Source organism: Vibrio sp. 970, assembly GCF_033339075.1.
In genome coordinates this window covers 91,544-108,125 of sequence record NZ_JAWOTW010000013.1, presented here as the reverse complement: position 1 = coordinate 108,125, position 16,582 = coordinate 91,544, and the positions used below count along the sequence as shown (strand labels likewise).

Annotated in this window: 10 protein-coding genes; 1 reads left to right on the top strand and 9 read right to left on the bottom strand. The window is 51.0% G+C overall.

Annotation, left to right across the window (positions count from 1 at the left end; all coding sequences use genetic code 11):
• The first annotated feature begins 120 nt into the window (after nt 1-120).
• The gene (locus R7Q11_RS18275) at nt 121-981 is read left to right on the top strand and encodes a hypothetical protein (RefSeq protein WP_000709517.1); all 861 of its coding nucleotides are present in this window, start codon (nt 121-123) and stop codon (nt 979-981) included.
• A 38-nt stretch (nt 982-1,019) separates the two neighbouring features.
• Here R7Q11_RS18275 and traN read toward each other — a convergent pair whose 3' ends face one another.
• From traN to R7Q11_RS18230, 9 genes are all read right to left on the bottom strand, one after another.
• Nucleotides 1,020-3,815: a conjugal transfer mating pair stabilization protein TraN gene (traN, locus tag R7Q11_RS18270; RefSeq protein ID WP_001256484.1), complete on the bottom strand. Its 2,796-nt coding sequence runs from the start codon at nt 3,813-3,815 to the stop codon at nt 1,020-1,022.
• Nucleotides 3,816-3,930: 115 nt separating this feature from the next.
• Nucleotides 3,931-4,938: a TraU family protein gene (locus R7Q11_RS18265; protein WP_000983282.1), complete on the bottom strand. Its 1,008-nt coding sequence runs from the start codon at nt 4,936-4,938 to the stop codon at nt 3,931-3,933.
• Nucleotides 4,935-5,606 carry an EAL domain-containing protein gene (locus R7Q11_RS18260; protein WP_000575345.1) on the bottom strand — a complete coding sequence of 224 codons (672 nt, stop codon included), beginning with the start codon at nt 5,604-5,606 and terminating at the stop codon, nt 4,935-4,937. The genes R7Q11_RS18265 and R7Q11_RS18260 overlap by 4 nt, the downstream gene beginning before the upstream one ends.
• Entirely contained in the window at nt 5,603-6,868 is a 1,266-nt protein-coding gene (locus R7Q11_RS18255) for a TrbC family F-type conjugative pilus assembly protein (RefSeq protein ID WP_001447719.1), read from the bottom strand. The genes R7Q11_RS18260 and R7Q11_RS18255 overlap by 4 nt, the downstream gene beginning before the upstream one ends.
• On the bottom strand, nt 6,831-7,361 hold the full coding sequence (locus tag R7Q11_RS18250) for a S26 family signal peptidase (RefSeq protein ID WP_001010740.1): 531 nt from the start codon (nt 7,359-7,361) through the stop codon (nt 6,831-6,833). Before R7Q11_RS18250 ends, R7Q11_RS18255 begins: the two co-directional genes overlap by 38 nt.
• Complete coding sequence (locus tag R7Q11_RS18245; protein ID WP_000351984.1) at nt 7,358-7,675, bottom strand: hypothetical protein; 318 nt, start codon at nt 7,673-7,675, stop codon at nt 7,358-7,360. Before R7Q11_RS18245 ends, R7Q11_RS18250 begins: the two co-directional genes overlap by 4 nt.
• 14 nt (nt 7,676-7,689) lie before the next feature.
• On the bottom strand, nt 7,690-10,137 hold the full coding sequence (traC, locus tag R7Q11_RS18240) for a type IV secretion system protein TraC (protein ID WP_000637384.1): 2,448 nt from the start codon (nt 10,135-10,137) through the stop codon (nt 7,690-7,692).
• Entirely contained in the window at nt 10,134-10,841 is a 708-nt protein-coding gene (locus R7Q11_RS18235; RefSeq protein ID WP_001259346.1) for a DsbC family protein, read from the bottom strand. The genes traC and R7Q11_RS18235 overlap by 4 nt, the downstream gene beginning before the upstream one ends.
• A gap of 148 nt (nt 10,842-10,989) precedes the next feature.
• A complete protein-coding gene (locus R7Q11_RS18230) occupies nt 10,990-16,476 on the bottom strand; it encodes an Ig-like domain-containing protein (protein ID WP_000606835.1) in 5,487 nt (1,828 codons plus the stop codon).
• Between the last annotated feature and the right edge of the window lie 106 nt (nt 16,477-16,582).

Below are 16,582 nucleotides of genomic sequence, written 5' to 3'. Positions count from 1 at the left end.
CCAGCCCAAACCTTTGCCCCTCGCCCGAGGGGCTTTTTTTGTCTTTTATGGTTGCATTTTTTGATGCTGTGATATTATCGAAGTAAATCAGATTCAACTCAGGTAAGAACGGAGAACAACATGAAAAAGGCTTTAATCACCACCGTGGCTCTGGCTGTAGCAGCTCTATCTGGCTGTGCATCCACCAGCAGTTACGAACCCACAGCGTACAAAACCAATCACAGTCGCGCTTACAACATCGCGGAGGCCGGTGGCCTGGTAACAGGCATCCAAGACGCTTCTGTTCCGCGTGACAAGCTGGAGCGTCTGACCGACACCAAAACGTTTGGGGCAGCCTACGTGCTGTCTGGCTACATGTCCCCTCAGCTCGGAATGACCGACTGGCAAGGTGGCTTGGTCAACCTTGCGAACTGGGCTATCGGCCCCAAACAGCATGGCGCTCGCAATAGCTTGATCGCTTGGATGCCTGCTAACGAAGCAGTTTCACCGGCAGACGCTCAGGCCAAATTTCTTTCACATGTGAAAGTTTCCATTGAGTCAGCGCTGACTGATTTGGGTGCCAATTTCACGCTTCTGTATGACAAAGACGGTCGCCTAACCTATCAGTTCTACAAGAATGAATGGGGTTGCCCGACGTGGGTGAACGGACAAAGTAAGGTAGCTGACATGTGTTCCGTTAAGGTGAAAATCGTGGAGCCTCGCCTAGGGTCAGCTCCTAATTTTGTCTCTGGCGTTCAAGGTACAGCGTATGCCTTCACATCAGGCCATGAGACCGCATACAACTTTGTGAATGTCGGTAATGGGGCAGCAAGCCATGCTCCTCAGCAAGCGATCTACGCAGCTATTAGCAAACAGCTACCAGCTTGGGCCTACCTCTACCTTGCTCCAAAATCGGTTGAGCTGGATAATGGCGAAAAAGTTGCTTTCCCTTACCTTCTTGATCAGGGAAAAGCAGAGTTATTTGTTTACCCAGAAGCGTAATCAATCTACATGAGAAAGGGGCCGAAAGGCCCCTTTTTTTATCCACCACCAGTTGGCGCGCCTGTTTGAGGGTCTATGCTGTTTGTCGCCTCTTTTCGCTTCGCGTCAATATCAATCCCTTCCAACCGCTCCAACGCCCTTTCCTGAGCATTCTTCCGCGTCCCGTCAATATTGAAGTCATTCCCTGCTCCAGTCAGCGAGTCGAGATTTATTGAGGCCGGATCAGGGAATTTACCGTTCTGCTGTAATATCCCAAGCCACTCATCCAAATTAATTTTGCTCCAATCAATTTCGGCAATTTTATCTAGTGGAATCCCTTCACACTGAGGATTTTTGGGGTCTCCAAAGTTCTGCCCCAATTGAGGGCGAACCTGTTCTTGTATAATACGAGAGAGCGGAGAATTGAAGCAGCAATACGCTTCTCTTTTTTCAATACAAGCGCCCAACACCTTAGATTTACAATAAGAGCCTACATAGGTGCAATTCTTGAGCGCTCTTTTTGCGTTCATAGTGAACTCTTCTTCCTCGCACTTATAAATCATCTGGATCATCACCATCGCAACGACATAGACGGTATATATCGTCATGGCAGTGCTAAGCCATGTTGTCGCAGTCTCCATCATTGCTTCGGCAGCTTGTTCAGATGCTGCGGCAGCCGCCTGCTCTGTTGCTGCATCTTGGCCTGCTGATTTCATGACATCCATCATCACTTCTTTGACTTGCTCTTTGAGCTGGTCAATGAGTTGATCAACAAACTGCTCTACAGGCTGGAAGAACGAATCAACAGCACCTGAAACGTTCTCTATATAACTTGTGAACGGTTTTGTGACTTCTGTCCACCCTTGAAGGGCAGGTTCCCTAAGTACCTGATAAGCACCTTTAAGCGCATTACCATCAGTCAGCCCCATCACTGCGCCATCGAGCTTTGGAACGGCCATTATTAGGTTCAGATAATCGGCAAGAGATATATTGGTTGGCTTTTCACAGCAATCAGAAACTCCCCCAACAGCTATCTTGCATTCGCCAGCTTCCCCTGCAAAAGCAGAGCAAATAACGTTTTCATCCCCGGTAGGATTGTCATCCCCATCTTGGCCTGTGCAGCTCATATCCTGCGTCATGAATTGGGCTGCATTGAGCAACGCAGTAGCGCGAGCAAAATCAGTGCTTTGTGTTTTGGTCAAATCAAGGCAGTCATCTCCCATGCAGCGTATAGGCCCACCGCACTGGTACTCAGTTTCCTTTTCCAAGGTCGGAACAGAAACATCTGTACCACAGTCATAAGTATCCTCGTGGACGTAGCACGTACCAGAACTTCCCTGAGCACCATCAACACATTTGGAACTGATGAAGCCGCACTGAGGGTTTTCTTCATATTTCTGACAGCTATCGAGATTCCCGCCCGTGTTTACCGGACAGTGCGTTTCACCTTGAGGGTCTGTCCAGCAGTCCATTTGCCCCTTATAGAAGTCATAGTCAGCTTTAACTCGAACCTTTTTGCATAGTTTTGGAATACCAGGCAAAGGTGACGGCTTGAGTTGAGATTCGCAAACTTTGATCCCATTGATGACTGTGCAGCCAGTAGCATCAGTCGGGTCATCTATACATGTGATCTCGCCTTCCGCAAAACCATCTACCACCCCTTTGGCTGAATCCATGCAGCTCTGTGGAGCCCACTCATCCTTGGTAATGGCTTTCGATGGGTCATAGCGGAGTTTTATGCGGCCAAAACCCTCACCTTCGCCACTTACTGAAACGCGGATCTTAAACGTAACAACATCACCATCTTTCACGTTCTTAAAATAGGGAGTGACATCAACATTAGGGTTTCGCTCCCAACTCGTGGAGAGCTCACATCTACCGGCTGTTTCTGGAGGGAAGTTGCCATCTGGGCCAGACCACACTTTAGTCTCTTGGCCGGACTTACCGACCCACACTTGCATGTAGTCATCCCACTTGGCGTATTCAAGCGTTGCAGACACTATGGCATCTGGATTGCTGACTTGGACCCGCGTGTACTCCTCATAAATCTTGCAGTTACCACTCCAGTAGTTGTCCCCCACTCGACCAATCCACAACTCAGTACAGCCTTCTCCACAAGATTTGAGGTTATATGGACCATCATAGTGCTTCACCACAGAGGCGTCGTAGTCATGGACAACCTCACAGTCCGCGCTTTGATCTACAACACGCTGACACCGTTCATACTCTGGAATGTGGGCGTTGATAGTATTCTGATTGATGGTTGTTTCGGCAGAACAATCCCCAAAGCCACCTGCGATGAGGTCCATATCCTCATAGGTCTTTTTGCTTAGATTTAGTACCGGGTCATTACTGAAATCAGGGCGTGATCGATTAGAGGCATCGAGAAGAACCTTGTATGCCGCACCAGAGATTGATGGATTAGCACTATTGGCATCACTCCACAGCGACCCTTTTGCATTATTCCCCACGCTGTCCATGTCATCGCCAGAGTCGTAAATGCCTTGCAGACCGCCCACATCAGGTTTATTGGCATCAGGGAAGTAATAACTATCAGGTTTATTGTTGGTCCCGCTCGTTCCGGGGAATAGATCATTGACATTAATCTGACTCCCCCCGTTCATTTGGAATTGACCGTCTTTCAACGTCGGCATAGAGATTGTGCCATCTTGCACAGTCCCCGAGCTCGACTTGAATGAGTTTGAGAGGTTTTGTCCGAAAGCCTGGGCCTCTTTACCCACCGCTGTGATGTCCTGGTCTTGGCTACCGTTAGCGTAGGAATGTATCGGCAGCGCAGACATGGTTACTGTCAACAGCGAGGCCACAGCTTTCATAAAGTAATTATGACTTCGCATTGTGTTCTCCATTTCAACCTTCCCATGCTATCTGAGAAGACAAGGGCCACCTGTACGTGTAGTGGCCCTTTTGGGGCATAATCTAAAATGCCCGTGCAAATTCGTTAGGGTCTGCTCAATTGTTACAGCAATCATTCCATCGCCAGATGGTGTAAATAGGGTCTTGCCCAATTGCCGGTATAGTTCGCGCCAGACCCCACGTAAGAGTGGATTCGCCAATTACGTGAGATGAGTTTGTCTCTGGAACCGGATGCAATAGCGTGAATTTGTACTGCGTTTTGGGTAGTGTTGGGCTAATAACGCCTCTACACATAGCCTCAGAACCCATTGTCTTCCACGCTAACCCCCGGCGATGCAAAGCAGCCAGAACCCTTGTGCTAAGAAGACTGCTATCGCGGATAACACCTTTTCCACCATTCTGGTTGCCACTAAATGGATACAGGGTGCCCCATGAACCAGCACACCAGAAAAGCTGTTTTAAAGGTTTTCCAGCGGTTGATGAGACAGCATCAGCAGTACACGCAGCCGCCGCAATTGGGTTTGCTACTGCCGCCGCCTCTGGATTGGTAAAAAAAGCGAGCTCATCATTGTTCCAGGTCGGGTCGAGCTCCGACATGTACATGATGTCGAGATCCATATACCCATCAGCATTACAGGTCTGCTTAATAAATAAATCGAGCATCACCAACAGAGGAAACGCATAGTAGTGATAGTGCATAAAAGAACCATCACCACCATCCATGTCTCCCATGCCATGATGCCCTTGGTTAGTCCTATCAAACGGGAACCTGACACCATTCAAGACTGATGAGCAGCCAGGCACTCTCTGAAATTCAACGAGCCGTGCTGGCTCCCACATAGAAGTGGTGACTCCAGGCCGAGGGACCCCTAGATTATCCTCGCACATACACAGAGGGTTGCTTACGGCTTCACTCGGGAATGATCCGCCTCCACCACTTATAGGAACCCCTGCTACTTTGATAGGGAAAATACAGCTCCAGCAGATGTCAGTAATCAGTTTTCCGCCGATCACTTCCGCATTCTGGCACCCAGGGTCAGCCGATACCGAACCAACCCAAAAGACCGCGCTAACGGCCATGATCCGTAGAATTTTTTGCATCATGGTAAGGCCTTTACGTAATTCAAATTTTTCTCCATGACAGCAGGCTTCCCGTGATAGAAACCTTGTTGCCATGACAGTCCAAGTAATTTGGCGCTCTCCCCCAATGGGAAGCTCTCCACCTGCTCAGCAATGAGCTGTATGCCTTTTCGGCGGCAGTGGAGGATGGCCGGGTAGTCTTCAAGCGACCGCAGTCTTCTCGCGTCAAACTTGCAATAGTGCCAGTCATAACGGCTCAGGCGATCCAGAGAAGAGTTTTTGTCTCCATAGTCATCCAGCGCCAGCTCAACCCCTATTTCGGTCAGAGCCTCCCATCTCGATGCGAGAGAGGCGTCCTGAATGCCCTCTGTAATCTCGATGACAAGCCGTGATGAGTGATTTTTAGCAATGTCGCGGACAACCCTACACCACGCCTTGAAGATGACGTCTGATTGCAAAGTTTGTTCGGAGACATTCAGAAAGAGAGCCGGGTACAGATCCAAGCAATAATGAAGGTTGTCCTGAATGAACCGTGCCATCTCCATATCCACCAGTCCCCAATAAGGAGGAGATGACAGAGAGGATGGTGTAAGAACCCGGCCTTCGTCGTACCAACGAGCCAGTACCTCAGCAGCGACAAACGAACCTGTGCCGACGTCTTTAATTGGTTGGAAAGCCGGGGCAAAAATCATTCACCGCCCTCCTCAGCAAGTTCGCGGACAACAAACTTCTTGCCTCTGGCAGTAATGACGCTCGGTGTGTGCTCCAGCTCGAACCGGGTAATCAGATCTGGCGTCAGCAGATATACCGGCGCGTCAAAGTTGTCGGTGACACTCTTGTAGGAATCCCAGCCTTTGTCTTTGTCGAACTCTGTGGCGATATAGGTGATCCGTTGTACGCCAGGCTCCAGCTTGATTTCAGGCAGCTTCTTGGCGAGTAGTTCCATTTGCTTTTTGTCCAGCGGGTCGAAAACTACGACCGCTTGGGTAAATGGCCGCGTTCCAGGCTTGCAAACTTCCTTCGGATCGCACAATGGGTTGATCACGTCACCCGCGTGAGCGAACACAGTGCCATCCGGAGTGCTGATGTCACTGGTGATCATGACGCTAGGGTCAATTTCTCGTGTTCGAGATTTTGGCGCTCTTGGCAGCTCATTGAAATTCTGCTTGGTCCAGAAGCGCTCTATAGCCTGTTTCTTCTTCTCTTCCCAGTCGATATTGGCAAGGCGTTTCTTGGCAACATCAATAAGGTCTGGCTCACTGATTTTCTCCACCGGCCCCTTAACGCCGAGATCGCCTTTTTCTCCGTTATCCACTTCCCGAGCCAACCATACCGGGTCGGACAACCCGGAGACCTGGGCGACGACGTTTGGTTGTTCGCCAGGCAGCGGCTCATCCTCCAGCATCACAATCGTGGGAACGGCTGTGATGTTGTACGTTTTGAACAACGTAGGGTTGATGATGATGTTCGGCACTGGGTCTTTTTTGGCCGCGAGCGCCTGAATAGCTTTAACTCCCTGCCCCAAGTTCATTCCTTCCGGGATGCCACGGAACACAATTACAGAATCAGGCTGGCCTGACACCGCCGTTAGGACGTCATCTAACCCCTGTTCGCCAAGAGACAACGAGGCGAAAACCAGTATCCGATGGTCAGAGTAGATACCCTTTTCAGCCTGTTTCCGGTGCATCTCCTTGAGCGTTGGGTTAGTAGTTTGGAGCTGCTTGAAAAATGCCTTGGCTTCGGCCTGAGCCTCGTCCATGTGTTGGTTTTGCAACAGAGATGGCATTTCCATCTTCTGGGCCTTTTGGGCAATTTGCTTTCCTTGCTCAATAAGCGCCTTATCCTGCTCTGTGAGCGGAGACTCTTGAGCGTATGCCCCGCCAGCCACAGAGAACATCAACGCCACCAGAACGCTCTTAGAACAGGGGATATGCGCGGCCAATGATCTGATCATTTTTCACAGTCCCCCAGTAACGTGAGTCGAAGCTGAATGGGCTTTTGCCCATAAACCAGTAGTTGTTCTCTTTCAGCGTGGTCTTGCCGTAAAAGTGGCTCTCTGGCAGATGTAGTTTCCCTGCGAGCTGGAGCCCCTCTCCGACGACATCACCATTGACGGTGATCTTCCACTTATCGTTGATCTCGACTTTATCCCCCGGCATACCGGTGAGGATTTTGACCATGCGAGTCCCGTCCTTGTAGAAAGGCTGCATGTTCTTGGCTTGGAAGGCGTAAACCGCTCCCCTCTCCAGAGTTTGGTCGTTCAGATCAATGAGGAAGAAGGTGTAACCCGGCAGGCACTTCTCCTGTTGTGGATCAATGCCAATACGGTAGCGGCTGGCAAAGGCCGCACCAGCAGCCCAAAGAACCACTAGTGTCACACCTGCCTTAACCCCGAAGCGCTTCCAGGATTCCTTTTTGACGAAATACTTCTTGAGTGGAAAATTCATTTCAGCACCTCATCAGGGAGGTACACGTCACTTGGAGCCCCGACGACAGCACTTGCGTCAAGGACCAAATAACCTGCGTCTTTCAACTTCAAAATTGCGTCATTGGTCTTGACCATCAGCCTTTCAACTTCCTCCTGAGAGGCACCAGCGGGATACGCCGACGCCACTTTAGCGAAGTCAACCACGACCACTGGCGGGGTTTGATTCAAACGCTGATGGATGCTTGCCGTTTGTTCGCTCATCACGTAGTAGCTACCGCCGAAGCCACCAGCGGCACCGAGAATGGCGGCGATTGCGATTGATTTAATGTCCATTACTGTCTCCCTGGTTATGCAGCCTGCCGACGGCTTCGCATTACGGCCTTGATTGCCTCAGGTATGCTCATGCCTTGTTTCACAAACTGGTCGATGGCGTTAACGTCCACCGGATCGGTCGAATAAAGTAGCTTCTGGAAGTCGCCCACTATCAAGCGACCGACGCCCATACCGCTCTTCGATTTGATAAAGATTTCTGAGTACACGCCTTGGATGGTGTGTACCGTTTTGAGGGTGTGGAACCCGCCCTCTGAAAGGGTCAGACGACCGCTACGTTTAACAGATTCCACGGTTTCTTCGGTTTGGCCGAGCAAGTACATGCTGGCCGAGTTCTCCGCGATGGCGCGGCCCACTGCGTTCTCATAGAGGTCGTTGATGGACTGCGTTGCAATGACAACGGAGCCACCGTACTTACGGAATTTGCGGTAGGCATGTTCCATGAAGACCGAGACCTCGCCCTCTTTGAGCAGGTCCCAGGCCTCATCCACGATGACGACTTTCTTGCGGTTACGTTCACCCAGGAATACTTCTTGCTGGATCTGGTAAATAAGCTGGAGTAGTACAACCTGACGCAAGTGCTTACGCCCTTGCAGTTCATCGAGCTCCAGTACAGTGAACTGGTTCTGGAAGCTGACGTTGTTCTTGCGAGAGAAGTATTTCCCGTAGCTGCCCTGCGACGTAAAGGCGTAGAGCTGCTGACCAATATCCTTGAGGCGCTGGTCATTTTCTTCTTCCAGGCAGCGCTCAGCGATGTCGTCAACCTTCATCTCTTTACCTTTCTCTTCCCACAGGCGAGAAAGGACCTGTTTCAACGCAGAGATTTGCCATTCATCCAGCAAGCCCTTAGCCGAAGCCATCGCACAAACGAGGCTGACTATCGCGTCTTCTTCGTCCTCGTAGTTCTGTATGAGCTCAAACGGGTTGAGGCAGACGTGCGTTCCTTCTTCAAAGTGAACGAAGTCGCCATTGAGCATTTCCGACAACTTCTGGTAGGACTTACCGGCATCAATAACCCAGACCTGAGCCCCCTCGGACAAGTAGGAAAAAATCAGTTCGTTGGTAAGGAACGATTTACCCGAGCCGGATTCGGCTGCGATCACCAGGTTCTTGTTGGTATTACTGTCGTGAAGAGACAGACTCATGAGCTGGCCGTTGCGGGAAATCAGCGCTGCATGATAGGTCCCGGTCCCCTTCCATTCCCCAAACACCGGCAGGACCACAGCAGCCTGCTCGGTTGTCATGGTCTTGTAGCGGAATAGGTCTCGCACTGCATCCCGGTCGGTACAGAATGGCAGGCAGTTGAGGAACATCGGCAGAGCAACGAACTTGTCCTCCATCAGCTCGAACCGAGATTCACGCCAGATGTTTCGTGCGGCCATCGCCGCCGCTTCAACACGTTCTTTGGTTGGAGCAAATAAAACCACCGAGTAGGTGATCTTGACTGGCTTAGCCCCCTCTTTCATGGACTCATAGAGAGTGTCGAAGCTCTCCTTCTTGTCCGCCAGCACCGGCACGAATTTGAGCATCGGCCCGTAGGCTTGGTTTACAGTGAACTGGCGTTTGCGCTCCAGAGTGTTTTTCGTGCTTTCTGCCTCAGGGAAAAAAACATTGGTCACGACCATGTAGTTTTCTTTGATGCTGGAATTGCCGCCGCTGAGATCCCCGGCATAGGTCAACGCATCACCAAAGTAGAAAACGTCAGGCAGCTTTTTCGCTGACATGACTTTCGCGTGGTAGTCACCCAGCCTGATGCCATTCTTGCTGACTTCCACGTCGGTGCCGTAATCGAAGATTTGCTCGCAGATGGGCTTATCCATCTCCCAATCCACAGAGTCATGTCGCCATGAAGCATCTGGCCCCCAATTCAGGATGGTGCTCATGATCCGGATGTAGTTCACCGCCGTCATTGTGCGAGGACGCAGACCAACGGTTTGAAGCGATGATTCGACCTTCGTGCGAAGCTGTGCGAGCTGCTGGAGTTCGCTTTCAGTCGGGTTATTGTTCTTGATGGGGACTTTGCACGTAACGAACAGCTTGAGGTCTTGGATCAAGCCATTGTCGTAGATACCTTTGTTGGTCTTGGCAAATATGCGATCTGTCGTGTGGTGCTGGAGGAAGTTAATCCGTTCCTTGATAACAGATGTCAGCAGCTCGTGACGGAAGCCATCACGCAAACCCATCATCCGGTACATCTCCTGATTGATGTCCGGGGAGCGGAACAGGACAAACTGGAGCGTAGTCTTCGACGGGAACTCCTGATTCAGGAAACCGTTCATTCGCTCCTGAACTTTTTCATCGGCACCACACAGGGGCTCACACATGAAACCAAAGCCTGCACTGTGATCATCCATAAGGAAGACATGATCGTCTTCGTCATAGGCCAGGACAGGAATAATCCCGGCAGCTCGCAAGTGCTCCGGGATCAACGTTTCTTCGAGTTTCTTTTTGATGGTTACGATCATTCAGCACTCTCCAACCATGATTTCAGGTTCTTCGGACGTCCTTTGCTGACACGACCATCCGGAGCAACAACGAACGGAACGCCCTCAATCCCAATGAAATGAGCTGTCAGCAGCGTTTGGTCGTATTGGCCGGGGTCGCAGGTTTCTTTTGAAGGAAGGGAACCCAGGGTGTTGTTCATCAGCGCATCAAGCGCGTGGGTTTTGTCTTTCGCGCAGTACAAGTTTTTTGCCAGGCGGTTGGACTCAGCACCCAGAGCTGGAATCACGATAAATTTAAAGGTGTAATCATCCACCAGCGATTTGGCATCACCCATGAGCTGATGGCAAACCGCGCACCTAGGATCAACAAAGACCACCACCTCTTTGTCACCACGCCCCATCGACACAGTGTTCAGCGTGTCCACATCCATGCCCATGCTCTTGAAGTGGATACGCTCCGCTACATCCCTCATTTGGGACATCGTGTTGAGGGGCTTCTTGCTCCACAGGTCGTAGATTTGTCCTGAAATAACAAATCGTCCGTTTTCAGAGAGGAACATGATCTGCCCATCACTTTGGACGGCTCGAACCCCTTTGATGGGTAGCTCTACAATGTCCTCTATCTTCGCCGCTCTGGGATCGGTGATTTCCAATTTCGATGACGCATGAGCCGTGCCGGTAATAATCCCGAACACCATCAGCGCCCCAAGTAATTTTGTCCGCATGTCTATCCCCTAAGATTGGATTACTGGATGCTGGGCAGTGTATCCGGGGGATGGAAATAGACTCGCCTCTGTAATAGCCCAATTTGGACAATTCCAGCGCGATACAAAAAAAAGCCCGGTCTGAACCGGGCTTTGAGAGGAATGAACCTTAGTTCATGGTAACAGCTTCGGATTTGCCCCCAGAGTCATCGACCCCAACCAGAGAGATGGTCGGCATCGTTTCATAGGTGCCCTTGCTGATAGTCACTCGATCAGAGCTGATGCTCTGCAACTCACCGGCAATGGTCCATTCGTAGGACTTCATGCGGCCATCGGTATCTTCGCAGTTCGCATAGACGATCCACGACCCAACGGTCTCTCGTGAGCTCAGGCTACATGCAGGCAACTTGTTCTCTGCAACATTGATGTTCACCTCGCCCTCAGCTTCATGCCCCATTTCTGAGGTTATTTTCAGCTTGATGCTGTGCTCACCAGCGCCCAGAGTTGCTCTGCCGTAGTAACCACTGCTTTCCAACGGTGTACCATCTACCGAATAAACACGAGTCGAAATACGGTCGCGTGGGTGGCCGCCAGAAATGTACGGTCGCAACAGCACATCCAGAGGCTCACGCTCGTATTTGTTCGAGCCAGAGTATTGCAGGTCAATGGCATAGGGCGCTGCCTGGCCGATCTTGAGCGGTTGCTCGATCACGGTCTCATGGCCGCGAGCATCACGGACAGTGACCTTGATGTTGTAATCACCCGGCTCATTGATCACAAAGGACCGGACAATATCCTGCCGCTGATCCTGAATCACAGCGCCTTCCGGCAACTCCCACTCGTAGGTCGGCTCTTCCAGCTTGCCGTTGAAGGCAATTGGCCGCACTGACGCGGTGATCGTCGCAGGAGCCACGTCTGCGTTCTTCCTAACCTGCATTCCGAAGCTCGGCCATACATACTGCCAAACGCGGGAGCGTAGGCTATGCGAAGCCTCTGCACCCTGATCTCGGTATCCTTCGATCCAGGTGGTGTACTTCGTTTCTACAGTAGCCTGATTGAGGTCAGTGTCAGAGGGTTCGTACTCAGCAGTATCACCCTGCACAATCGAGCCATCAGGCAGCGTGAAGAACCCGTTCAGCTTCACGTCCATCCCACGGTAAGGCAGGCTGGTTTCGGCTTTGAACACATACTTCTTACCGGTCTCAATAACTCGCGGCCCTGTCACGTAAGGACGAGGTGCCTTCACTGCTCGGAAGTCAACCGCCGTTTTCGCAACTTCATAGGCATAGCCGTCATCAGCCGGTGCCGTGGCAGAGCGCACACGAGCCCACAGGCGGTATCGGGTTTCTTCATCGCTCGAAAGCGTGATGCTATCCCCTGTCTGCGCGTAGGTTTTGCCACCGTCAGTAGACCACTCAACAATGGCATTGCCACCGGAGATTGGCTCATCGTTCAACGTCAGGTTCGCTGTGTACTTGCCTTCACTTCCGACAAACAACGTGGTCGGGCCGATAACAGCAATATCAGGTTTGTCGTAAGCGACAACACTGACCGCTTCGGTGTACTTTTCCGCACCTGAGTTGACGTTCACCACCTTGGCCCGAACCTGGTACTCCCCCTTGTCGAAGGTCTTCACAAGCTGATACTTGTATCGATCTTCTGGGATGAACTGCTCCCAGGTTTTACCGTCGTCCTTACTGGTTTCCCACACAACCTGGCCGGTAGCCCGGAGATCCTGACGGTCGTCCAAAGATAGCTTGAACACAGCAGTGAACGGAGCTTCACCAGACAACTTGCGAGCCTCCACGCCAGCACCGATGGCACCACCGCGAAGCACTGTCAAGAAGGCAGGTCTGATAGACAACTCTGTGCGGTTGTAACCCTCAACAGGGCTTTCCAGAACAGCCTCAGCAGCGATACGGACGGAGGAAGTATCCACACCAGACAGGTCTACTGAGAACTGAGCTTCACCGTTCGATGCTTCCGCATAATCAGTGAGCGCAACCGTCTCGTTGTAGGCCTTTTGCTGGATCAGGCGTACTTTCCACACCCCCATCGTGTTAGCGTCATAGTCACCATCAGGTTTGTACTGATCACGGATGAGAACCCTAACCGGCAATGCCTGGGTGTCAATCGCGGTATCACCTTTAACTTCAACGATAGGACGGATACTGTCAGAAGGTGCAGAGATAGCCCGGTAGACAACCTCAGTCTTCACATCAGGCACCTTGTTGTAGGCCGCGTTCACCTTGTAGGTGGTCTCCTCCCACAACGCTCGCTCATCGGTATTGATGCGGCGATACACCTTATTGGTGGCACCCCATCCCGGAGTGAAGGTCTCAGACTCAAGAACATCCGAGTTGCGCGATATGGCAATATCCAGATCAGCTCGTTCAGAGTTGATAATGGCATCACCCAGGTAGTTACCTGTCATCGGCACCAAGTAGATGTTGTCTTTGAAGTTGTAGTCGGAGGCTAGTTCAACGGTCGGAGCTGGTGGGTCAACCGCTTCGACATTGAAAGTCTCGTCGTTCAACGTCACCCTAGTGCCGTTACGGGTGAAAATACTTACCCGCCACCCCAGTGGATGAACGCCGTTGGAGGCCAATGAACCAGAGAGCGAAGGTGATTCCGATAACGGGTCTTGGACCAATCCATCGGGGATCTGCTGCCACTCGAACAGACAGGCACGGCTTGCACTACCAACAGCCTTGTTCGCGGCCTCTTTTTTCGCACGGTCTGCGCTGAGGGTTATAGAACAGTCTGGCCCCTTGCTCTGCTTGAAGTTCACATCAAAATCTTCAATGACGCGATTCACCTGAGCAATGTCATCAATCGGGGTGTAGCCAACAGAGCCATAGGCAGTAGTTACCGTCAGGTTCTGAGAGCCAGACCCAACTTTTACCTTGGAACCGTCACCACTGAACAGGTACAGGCTGTATTCGACAGGTTGTTCACCAATGCTCACAGCCTGCCCCACCAGCCCAGCAACTTTCATCCCGTTGTTGTCCTGCGTAGTTTGTTCAGCCTCATCTGGAGTTCTGTCCCACTGGAGCAAACACACCGGGTCACGAATTGGGTCTGCGGCCATAGCCACATCCTCTTTCGTGGTGAACCGGCAAGGCACACCCGACTCTGGCAGGGCATAGATTTTCACTGGGTCAATGACCTGGCGAATTGTCCATGATTCAGCAGAGAGCTTAGCCGTCCCTTTCCAGGTATTGATGTCCACAACCAAGATGGGTGAGTTCGGCGCGGAGGTCATGACAAGAAGGCTGGAAGAGCCGACCACATCAGGAACAGCAGGTTTAACCGGAATGCTCAAACGACCACCTGACGCACCGAAATCATGTTGGCTCATGATCCCCATTGTCTGGCCTGGCTCGATACGCACCCCATTAACCACCAGCGGTACTTTCGCATCAGAACGTAGGGTCGCAAACACGTCGTATGAACCTGTCACGACAGCACCATCACTGAGCGTCAGCGGCTTGGTTTCGATGATCCGTTTGCCATCTGCATGAACAAATTCATGAGTGACAGCGGGGACCATGACCTTGCCATCCATCCCATCCGCCAGCATTACCTGACGAGGTTTGTACTCGAAGCCAACAGCCTTTTGAACCGCATTGCCTTGTGCATCCTCACCGGAAACAGTCAGCGTGTAAGATTCCCCTTCCTTCAAAGAAGGGAACATTACCGGGTACTCAAGGCGGAATCGACCTTTCGACTCCTCACGCCAAGACAACTGCACCTTGTCATTGGCAGGCCCCCCTACAAGGGCAATAGAGGTCAATTTAGGTGAAGGGTCGATAGCATCAGCCAAGGTAATAACAACATCATCTAGAGTCTGGATAGCTGCTCCATCTGCCACACTGAGTGTCATGGTTGGTGGCGTTCTATCAGACGTTATCTGGAACATTGGTTGTCGCGTTAAAGGCCCGTGCATCTCCTCTGCTGCGGCAACAAGACTGTATTGCCCCTCAGGGAGAGTTTTAAGATCCCACTGGTAAGTGTAGTTCTCCCAGTTGTTGGCTATTAACCCACCAGTTGGAGACAGCTTGTTGCCTTTGCTATCTTCAATCCATGCACTTCGCAGACGCAGCCTATCAAAGTAAGCGCCTCGTCCTGGCTGGTTAACGAATAAGGTAAATACCTTGCTATTTTGATCGAACTGCTGACTTAGCTGAGGGTAGTGCTGATCGTTCCAGTTAACCTCTGCCCAAAGAGGATTCGAGCGAAGAGATTTATCCGGATTGAAAACTGTCGCATTATCGTGGACGTACCCTGTTGTGCCTTTAGCCATTGTGAAGCTATTTGCAATCACGCAGCTATCTTGACCAACAGGAATTTCACAGCTTCCCCTGTGAACGGCAGTTTGAACGTAAGGCCTTGGTTCAACTTTGACACGGATACTACTAACAGTGACAGGAAGAACAGAATTGTTCACCCAGTAGCGGTAAAAACTAGACCATCCTATATCACTGTAATTGTAGTCCACACCCAAAAGTCTGGGACTTTTAGGCGCTGATGGAGAGAGTGTGAGGTTATAAGCAATACCGCCTCCCCCCCACTGGCCGAAGTTCACCCAACGCCAATAATTGCCGTCGGTATTGCCATAAGGTGCGGTTGTGACGAGATAAACATAGCTGGCATCTTCTCCTACCTTGGACATCTCTCCCAAGGCATTGGTCATATTTATCCCACCTTCTCTATACTCATGCCAGTTATCACGCGGAACACGCCAAGCTAACTTGATTGGGTTAGTTTTAACTGTCATGCCCTCAGTGTAAGCAACAAATCCGGTTAATCCAGGGCCTAAGTTGTTTGTACTTGAAGGGTCATAAACACCAAAAGGTGCAGACGGAGCATTGGTTATGCTATCAAACATCACTTTTTGACGAGGTGAAAGATAGCTATTTCCAGCGCTATCGCTTATCTCAAACTGAAGTGTAAACACTTCATCCAAGTCAGAGGCTGGGAAAAAGCCAGATTGGAAAGACTGTCTAGCTTGTCCGTTAGCGTCATCGTAGTTCACGGATACATCTTTGTAGAGTGAACCGTCTTGACGATACAGCTTTGCTTTGACGCCTTTGATGGGTGACTCATCAGAGATTCCTGACAGCAAAAAGGCATTATCCTCAGAGCCACCTAGACCCAGTTTCCAAACATCACCGCTAGTAACCTGCCCATAGTTACTATAAACCGGGGCAAGCGAAGAGTAGGTTGGCGGCGTCACATCGACAGTAAGAGGGTATTCATCCGTCTGTACTGTAGAACCATCAGAGGCAAGAATTTCCGCCCTGATAGTGTATGCCCCACCAACTGGAGCTGGTAGTTGAAGTTCCGCACCATAGTAGGATTTTCCACCCACTGTGATGCGATCAGTAGCCCCAAGAAGGTGGCTGGTCGCTGTCGAAACCACTGTTCCATCCGACCGAAGCACCGAAATCTTTACCTTTCGGTCGATACCGGCACTCAAGGCAAACGAGATATTGCCCGTTGGGTTGGCATAGTTGGCATTCGGAGTCAGAGACCGTTGCGTACCATCTGGAGCCTTAAAGGTGTATTCCAGCAGCTCTGCATGAGCAGCACCAGCGGTAAGAACCGCCAGAGCCCCAAGCATCGCCGGAATTTTAGGCTTGAAATTGATCATCGCATTCTCCATTCGTTTTGAGTTACAAGAACCCAATGCTGGAGGTTACGGGAGGGAGTGCATAAACATGGGCTGTGGAAGTGCCCTTTTTGAGCAAATAAGGAAA

Bases quoted from the DNA above. Each gene is read 5' to 3' on its own strand.
- R7Q11_RS18275 (WP_000709517.1), top strand. From the start codon at position 121: ATGAAAAAGGCTTTAATCACCACCGTGGCTCTGGCTGTAGCAGCTCTA.
- traN (WP_001256484.1), bottom strand. From the start codon at position 3,815: ATGCGAAGTCATAATTACTTTATGAAAGCTGTGGCCTCGCTGTTGACA.
- R7Q11_RS18265 (WP_000983282.1), bottom strand. From the start codon at position 4,938: ATGATGCAAAAAATTCTACGGATCATGGCCGTTAGCGCGGTCTTTTGG.
- R7Q11_RS18260 (WP_000575345.1), bottom strand. From the start codon at position 5,606: ATGATTTTTGCCCCGGCTTTCCAACCAATTAAAGACGTCGGCACAGGT.
- R7Q11_RS18255 (WP_001447719.1), bottom strand. From the start codon at position 6,868: ATGATCAGATCATTGGCCGCGCATATCCCCTGTTCTAAGAGCGTTCTG.
- R7Q11_RS18250 (WP_001010740.1), bottom strand. From the start codon at position 7,361: ATGAATTTTCCACTCAAGAAGTATTTCGTCAAAAAGGAATCCTGGAAG.
- R7Q11_RS18245 (WP_000351984.1), bottom strand. From the start codon at position 7,675: ATGGACATTAAATCAATCGCAATCGCCGCCATTCTCGGTGCCGCTGGT.
- traC (WP_000637384.1), bottom strand. From the start codon at position 10,137: ATGATCGTAACCATCAAAAAGAAACTCGAAGAAACGTTGATCCCGGAG.
- R7Q11_RS18235 (WP_001259346.1), bottom strand. From the start codon at position 10,841: ATGCGGACAAAATTACTTGGGGCGCTGATGGTGTTCGGGATTATTACC.
- R7Q11_RS18230 (WP_000606835.1), bottom strand. From the start codon at position 16,476: ATGATCAATTTCAAGCCTAAAATTCCGGCGATGCTTGGGGCTCTGGCG.